Annotated in this window: 8 protein-coding genes; 2 read left to right on the top strand and 6 right to left on the bottom strand. The window is 56.4% G+C overall.

Translation table 11 applies throughout. The features are described 5' to 3' along the window. Nucleotides 1–168: 168 nt before the first annotated feature. The gene (locus tag ACFFIY_RS02875; RefSeq protein WP_354197407.1) at nucleotides 169–477 is read right to left on the bottom strand and encodes a YlaH-like family protein; all 309 of its coding nucleotides are present in this window, start codon (nucleotides 475–477) and stop codon (nucleotides 169–171) included. Nucleotides 478–528: 51 nt separating this feature from the next. Then, nucleotides 529–2,379, bottom strand: coding sequence for a translational GTPase TypA (gene typA / locus ACFFIY_RS02870; RefSeq protein ID WP_354197336.1), 1,851 nt, complete (start codon nucleotides 2,377–2,379; stop codon nucleotides 529–531). 114 nt (nucleotides 2,380–2,493) lie between these two features. On the opposite strand from typA, the gene ACFFIY_RS02865 reads away from it, so the two are divergent. Then, on the top strand, nucleotides 2,494–2,679 hold the full coding sequence (locus ACFFIY_RS02865; protein ID WP_354197334.1) for a YlaF family protein: 186 nt from the start codon (nucleotides 2,494–2,496) through the stop codon (nucleotides 2,677–2,679). Nucleotides 2,680–2,778: 99 nt separating this feature from the next. Here ACFFIY_RS02865 and ACFFIY_RS02860 read toward each other — a convergent pair whose 3' ends face one another. Continuing rightward, nucleotides 2,779–3,573, bottom strand: coding sequence for an inositol monophosphatase family protein (locus ACFFIY_RS02860; protein ID WP_354197332.1), 795 nt, complete (start codon nucleotides 3,571–3,573; stop codon nucleotides 2,779–2,781). Between the two features lie 124 nt (nucleotides 3,574–3,697). Then, nucleotides 3,698–3,901 (bottom strand): YkzI domain-containing protein, encoded by a 204-nt coding sequence (locus tag ACFFIY_RS02855; protein ID WP_354197330.1) that lies wholly within the window; start codon nucleotides 3,899–3,901, stop codon nucleotides 3,698–3,700. Nucleotides 3,902–4,048: 147 nt separating this feature from the next. On the opposite strand from ACFFIY_RS02855, the gene ACFFIY_RS02850 reads away from it, so the two are divergent. Further along, complete coding sequence (locus ACFFIY_RS02850) at nucleotides 4,049–4,678, top strand: YktB family protein (RefSeq protein WP_354197329.1); 630 nt, start codon at nucleotides 4,049–4,051, stop codon at nucleotides 4,676–4,678. A gap of 15 nt (nucleotides 4,679–4,693) precedes the next feature. Here ACFFIY_RS02850 and ACFFIY_RS02845 read toward each other — a convergent pair whose 3' ends face one another. Beyond that, the gene (locus ACFFIY_RS02845; protein ID WP_354197327.1) at nucleotides 4,694–4,972 is read right to left on the bottom strand and encodes a UPF0223 family protein; all 279 of its coding nucleotides are present in this window, start codon (nucleotides 4,970–4,972) and stop codon (nucleotides 4,694–4,696) included. Nucleotides 4,973–4,984: 12 nt separating this feature from the next. Then, a complete protein-coding gene (locus ACFFIY_RS02840) occupies nucleotides 4,985–5,953 on the bottom strand; it encodes an NAD(P)H-dependent flavin oxidoreductase (protein WP_354197325.1) in 969 nt (322 codons plus the stop codon). Nucleotides 5,954–6,000: the final 47 nt, after the last annotated feature.

Here is a 6,000-nt window from a genome sequence, read left to right as displayed (position 1 = left end):
GCTCAACGCGATCGCTTTTGAGCGCAGACGCCAAACTTCGCGTTGGCGTCGGCAACGCCCGCGGTAAGCGAGGACCCGCAGCGGAAATCCGAAGGATATTCAGGAAAAAGAAAAACTGCAGCCAAAGGAGCACCAGGCTCACTTTGTCTACAGTCTGAGAAATCCACGTCAGACTGACGTGGATTTCTTTTGTTCGTGCTTATGGTCGGACATTCTCCGGACCTTATAGATGATGAGGATGAGCGCCGCCACGATCAGGCCTTCCACGATCGGAAGGAAGAATGCGAGGAAGGTGAGCATCAGGCAGCCGAGAAACAGGAACACGTAGATCACGGCGTTCTGCCAGAGTTTCAGCTTCTTCGCAAATCCAAGGTGGTAGACGAACGCGGACAGGGCGAACACAACGAGCAGCAGGACATAACCCGCCGAATCATTGGATGGCATCGCCTCATAAATCGCCCGGGCAATCGGCGACATCCTCTCAAATACTTGCGCATCTTTCAAGACGGATCTCCCTTTCGGATGCGATTACGCCTCGGATTCTGCCATTTTCTTTTTCTTGGCGCTCCGCTCCCGTTCGTTTTTGTCGAGGAGTTTTTTGCGCAGGCGGATCGATTCAGGCGTGACTTCGCAATATTCATCGTCGTTGAGATATTCCAGGGCTTCCTCAAGAGACATGATGCGCGGTTTCTTCATCGTCGCCGTCTGGTCTTTCGTTGCAGAGCGGACGTTTGTCTGCTGCTTCATTTTCGTGACGTTGACGGTGAGGTCGTTCTCGCGGCTGTGTTCCCCGACGATCATGCCGGCATACACATCCGTTCCCGCCTCGACGAAGATGGTACCGCGCTCTTCCACCTGCATTATACCATAAGTGGTGGCCGTGCCGTTATCCATCGAGACGAGCACGCCCTGCCGGCGGCCGCCGACGCGGCCTCTCGACATCGGCTGGTACGAATCGAACGTGTGGTTCAGAATTCCGTAGCCGTGCGTCATCGTCATGAATTCGGTCGTGTAGCCGATGAGGCCGCGTGCCGGAACATTGAAGACGAGGCGGACCTGGCCATTTCCGTTGTTGACCATATCAAGCATTTCGCCTTTTCGTTCGCCGAGTGATTCGATGACCGAGCCGGTATACTGTTCGGGCGTGTCAATCTGGACGCGCTCAACCGGTTCGCAGCGGACACCGTCAATGTCGCGCACGATGACTTCCGGTTTGGAAACCTGGAGCTCAAATCCTTCACGGCGCATGTTCTCGATCAGGATCGAGAGGTGAAGCTCGCCGCGGCCGGAGACAACCCAGGCATCCGGTGAATCGGTCGGATCCACCCGGAGGGAGACATCCGTCTGGAGTTGCTGCTCCAGACGCTCTTCGATTTTGCGCGCCGTGATCCATTTCCCTTCGCGTCCTGCGAACGGACTGTTGTTGACGAGGAATGTCATCTGGAGCGTCGGCTCGTCCACGTGGAGCACGGGAAGTGCTTCCGGATGGTCGACCGGGCAAACCGTTTCGCCGACGTCGATGTCTTCGAAACCGGAGACGGCAACGAGGTCACCGGCGAAGGCTTCCTGGATTTCCACCCGCTTGAGACCGAGGAAACCGGACATCTTGGTGATCCGGAAGTTTTTCCGGGTGCCGTCGTTTTTCATGAGGACAACCTGCTGGCCGACGTGCATGCTGCCGCGGAAAATGCGGCCGATGCCGATCCGGCCGACGTAGTCGCTGTAGTCCAGGAGAGAAACCTGGAACTGAAGCGGCTCGTCCCGGCTGTCAACTGGTGCCGGAATGTTTTCAATGATCGATTCGAACAGCACCTGCATGTTCTCTTCCTGGTCTGCAGGATCCGGCGACAGGCTGGCTGTGCCGTTGATGCCCGATGTGTAGATGATCGGGAATTCAAGCTGCTCGTCGTTTGCATCGAGCTCGATGAACAGTTCAAGCACTTCATCGACGACTTCGGCCGGACGCGCGGCGTCTTTGTCGATTTTGTTCACGACGACAATCGGCTTGAGGTTTTGTTCAAGCGCTTTTTTCAGCACGAAGCGGGTTTGCGGCATGCAGCCTTCGTACGAATCCACGACGAGAAGGACGCCGTCGACCATTTTCAGGATCCGCTCGACTTCGCCTCCGAAGTCGGCGTGTCCCGGGGTATCGAGGATGTTGACTTTCACATCGTGGTATTGGACGGCGGTATTTTTGGCGAGGATCGTGATGCCCCGCTCGCGTTCGATGTCATTGGAGTCCATCGCACGTTCATCGACATGTTCATTGGAACGGAAAATGCCGGATTGTTTCAGGAGCTGGTCGACCAGTGTTGTTTTGCCGTGGTCAACGTGTGCGATGATGGCGATGTTGCGTATATCTTGACGAAGCGTTGTCATATTTTATTTTCACTCACTTTTCTGTTGCCGGATTTATAACTGTGTTATTATATCACATGATGGCCGTTTGTCATCTTTTAAATACGGCGAAGGCCGTTTTCCGGAGGGTTGGCCATGAAAAACGTGAAGTGGGTCTTTGTCCTTTTTGCCCTGGCGGCGCTCGCATCGATGGTCGCCATCGGTTTTGCAATCGGGGCCGGAAGCATTCTTGGCATCATCGGGGCAGTCGTGCTCCTGTTTGCCGTGATGGGCTTCGGCTTCAAGACCAAAAAGGCGATGCGCGAAAAAGGACTTTTATAAAATGAAAGAGCGGGGCACCAAAACGGCGGTTTTGATCCGGCAGGGAAAGATTTCCTGCCGGTCCAACGGCCGACGGTGTGCCCGCTTTTCATTTTCGCATCATGATTTCAGATGGATATACTCACCGAGAATCGTTTCATGCAGCCCGGGCCTCGCCGCAATGAACGTCCCCTTCGTCAGCATGTCGTGTTCCCGGCCGCGCAGGTCCGTCGTGAGTGCTCCGACTTCCCCGACGATCACAGAGCCGCCCGCAATATCCCAAGGCGCAAGCCTCATGGAGATATAGGCGTCCAGACGGCCGGACGCCACGTGGGCCAGCTCGATGGCCGCCGAACCGTAAGAGCGGGTACCGCGGCAGTTTTTCACAAGACCGGCCACACGTTCATGGTCCACATAGCGGTTCGGACAGACCCAGCTCGCATTGATGCCGATGACGGCTTCGTTCAGCGGCGTCCGTTCAAGACGGGGCAGCCGCTCATCGTTGCGGTAGGCGCCGCCGTCACGCACGGCGTGATAAAAATCGTCCGCCATCACATCATAGATGTAGCCGAGCATCCCCGCACCGTCGGCGTAGATTCCGAGCGAGATGGCGAAATTCCTTTTTTGATGGATGAAGTTCATCGTCCCGTCGATCGGATCCAGTATCCAGATGACCCCTTCATTGGAGCTGACTTCGTCCCCGAAGCCTTCCTCGCCCAAAATCCGGTGGTCCGGAAAATCTTGGCGGATTCTTGAAATGAAAAATTGCTCGATGTCCTTATCGATGTCCGTCACCAGATCGTTGGCGTCGTCTTTCGTGTCAATCTGTATCTCACGGGCAAACGACACGCGGATCCTGTGGCCCGCTTCCTTGATCAGCGACTTTGCGTAGCGGTCGATCATTCCCCAGTCCAATGGCCTCCCCCTTCCGGCACACCGGTCAGCCCCGGGTGCCCTGCCGTCCATTATACCGAAAGGGAATCCGCTTCATCCAATTAAACCATCGGATGAACCCGGATCCCCCCGTTTGCTAACCGATTCAGTTCGCTGCAAGAGCATTGTATTTCTCCAGCTCTGTGTGGATCTCCATGAGTCGCTGCTTGCTTTTTTCCTGCTGTTCTTCATCCGACTCGTTCATGGCATCGTAGAGAGTGGCGAGTTCATAGTCAAGTTCCAGCGTCAGCATGTTCACGTACTGCTTTTCCACATCCGCTTTCCTGATTACATGAATGACTTGTTTCATGGTCGATACACCCTTTCGCGGAATTTTTGGTCACCTCACTGTAATGGATGCCGCTCATTTTCCGGTTCCCCCGGCGAGATGTCCTGTTGGAAAGATTGTTCCCCGTTTTTTGCTACAATAAACGTACAGAGAGAAAGGTGTGAGTCCATGACCAAGATGAAATGGGAAGAAAAAGACTTCGATGTATTCGCAATCGACGGGCTGGAGGCGCGCATGGAAGCGCTGATTTCCACGGTCCGTCCGAAGCTGGAGGCGCTCGGCGTGCATTACGCCCACTACTTCTCCTCGGTGCTCGGCGAAGAATTCCACCCGCATGTCGCCAAGCATGCAAGGAGGAAGGTGAACCCGCCGAAAGACACGTGGGTCGCCTGGTCAACGAGCAACCGCGGATACAAGGCTCTTCCCCACTTCCAGATCGGGCTGTTCGGAACCAAAGTATTCGTCATTCTGGCATTGGTCTACGAACTGCCCGGGAAGGAAATGATGGCGGACCGGATGCTTGCGGACACGGAACTGTTCGACGGGCTGCCGGAAGACTTCATTGTTTCAGGAGACCACATGTCGCCCGAATCCTCCCCTGTTCACGCGGACGGCGGCGATGAGGTCATCAGCCTGCTGGAGCGGCTGAAGACGGTGAAAAAGGCCGAGTTCCTCGTCGGTCGTCATATTGCGCGGGAAGAAGCGGTGAACTTGTCAGAAGACGAGTTCCTCGCCTGTGCAGAAGACACCTTCAACCGGCTGCTGCCGGTTTACCGGACCCTCACCGGCCGGAAATGAAAGGAGCGGAGGGCATTATGCCCCCGCTCCTTTTATGATTTCCTCGTCCGGACTGTCTTTCAGCCTGCGGATGACCGGCCAGGCGGCATAACCGCTCGCTTCCTCAAATTCATTGAAGATGCGCTTCTCCCCCGCCTTGGAAGGTTCGATTTCTTTGAACCGCCGATACGCTTTCATCAGTTCTCCCCGGCTGATCCCTTTTTCGTACGCCTTTTCGACCGCCTCGTAAAATTTGACTGCATCGATGATTTCTTCGGTTGTCCAGTCCGGTTCAAGCGGATAGGAATAATCCATTTTGGCACCTCCTCAGTTTAGTCCAAAACCCCATTTCGTCCGGATTGCTTTCGCCTCTCCCGCCATCCGGCTGATCAGCTCCGCCACGGTCGGAATGTCGTCGATCAGCCCTGTGACCTGGCCCGCCCAGCCGTAGCCGCCTTCCGTGTCGCCGTCATGGATGTAGCGCCGGTTCGCTTCACCGCTGATGAAGTCCTTCAGCGCCTCATAGTCAGGCGTCTTTTCTTCAATCTCCAGAATCCGTCCGGTCCAGCTGTTGGCGAGCGCGCGGGCGGGAGTGCCGAGACGGCGCTTGATGACGGCGGTCCCGGTTTCGCTTGCATCCAGCAGGGCCTGCTTGTACACATCCGATGCATGAATGCACTCTTTCGTGGCGATGAACCGGGTCCCCATTTCAATCCCTTCCGCGCCGAGCGCCATGGCGGCCATCCATCCCCGGCCGTCCCCGATGCCGCCAGAAGCGATGACCGGGATGGACACACTGTCCACGACCCGCGGGATGAGCACCATCGAGCCGACATCGTCCCGTCCGAGATGGCCGCCGCCTTCCTGTCCGACGACCATGACCGCATCCGCTCCGAGGCTTTCGGCCTTCTGAGCCTGCCGCACGGCGGCCACGAGCACCAGTTTCTTGATGTCCGTGCCTTTCAGACGCTCCAGGATCGGCGCGGGGTTCCCGCCCGTCATTGTGACGACCGGCACATTTTCCTCGATCGCCACGTCCAGCATATGGTCATACGGACGTCCGTGCTGTCCGATCGCATAGTTTACGCCGAACGGCTTGTCCGTCATGCTTCGGACTTTCCGGATCTCTTCCCGCAGTTCATCGGGTCCGGGCAGACTCATCGCCGTGATTTGTCCGAGTCCCCCGGCTTCAGATACGGCGGCTGCCAAATCTGCATAAGCGAGATAGGCGAGTCCTCCCTGGACAATCGGACAATCAATGCCAAGCAGCCCGGTCACCCTTGTGTTCCACTCCATCATCATTCCCCCTTTCCTCCATCATATCGCACCTTTGGCCGGAGTTG

It is taken from the genome of Bhargavaea ullalensis (genome assembly GCF_042432615.1).
Classification (GTDB): Bacteria; Bacillota; Bacilli; order Bacillales_A; family Planococcaceae; genus Bhargavaea; species Bhargavaea ullalensis.
This window is presented reverse-complemented; position numbering and strand designations above follow the sequence as displayed.

Excerpts from the sequence above, each read along its gene's own strand:
- ACFFIY_RS02840 (WP_354197325.1), bottom strand. The coding sequence starts at position 5,953 with ATGGAGTGGAACACAAGGGTGACCGGGCTGCTTGGCATTGATTGTCCG.
- ACFFIY_RS02850 (WP_354197329.1), top strand. The coding sequence starts at position 4,049 with ATGACCAAGATGAAATGGGAAGAAAAAGACTTCGATGTATTCGCAATC.
- ACFFIY_RS02845 (WP_354197327.1), bottom strand. The coding sequence starts at position 4,972 with ATGGATTATTCCTATCCGCTTGAACCGGACTGGACAACCGAAGAAATC.
- ACFFIY_RS02855 (WP_354197330.1), bottom strand. The coding sequence starts at position 3,901 with ATGAAACAAGTCATTCATGTAATCAGGAAAGCGGATGTGGAAAAGCAG.
- ACFFIY_RS02865 (WP_354197334.1), top strand. The coding sequence starts at position 2,494 with ATGAAAAACGTGAAGTGGGTCTTTGTCCTTTTTGCCCTGGCGGCGCTC.
- typA (WP_354197336.1), bottom strand. The coding sequence starts at position 2,379 with ATGACAACGCTTCGTCAAGATATACGCAACATCGCCATCATCGCACAC.
- ACFFIY_RS02875 (WP_354197407.1), bottom strand. The coding sequence starts at position 477 with ATGTCGCCGATTGCCCGGGCGATTTATGAGGCGATGCCATCCAATGAT.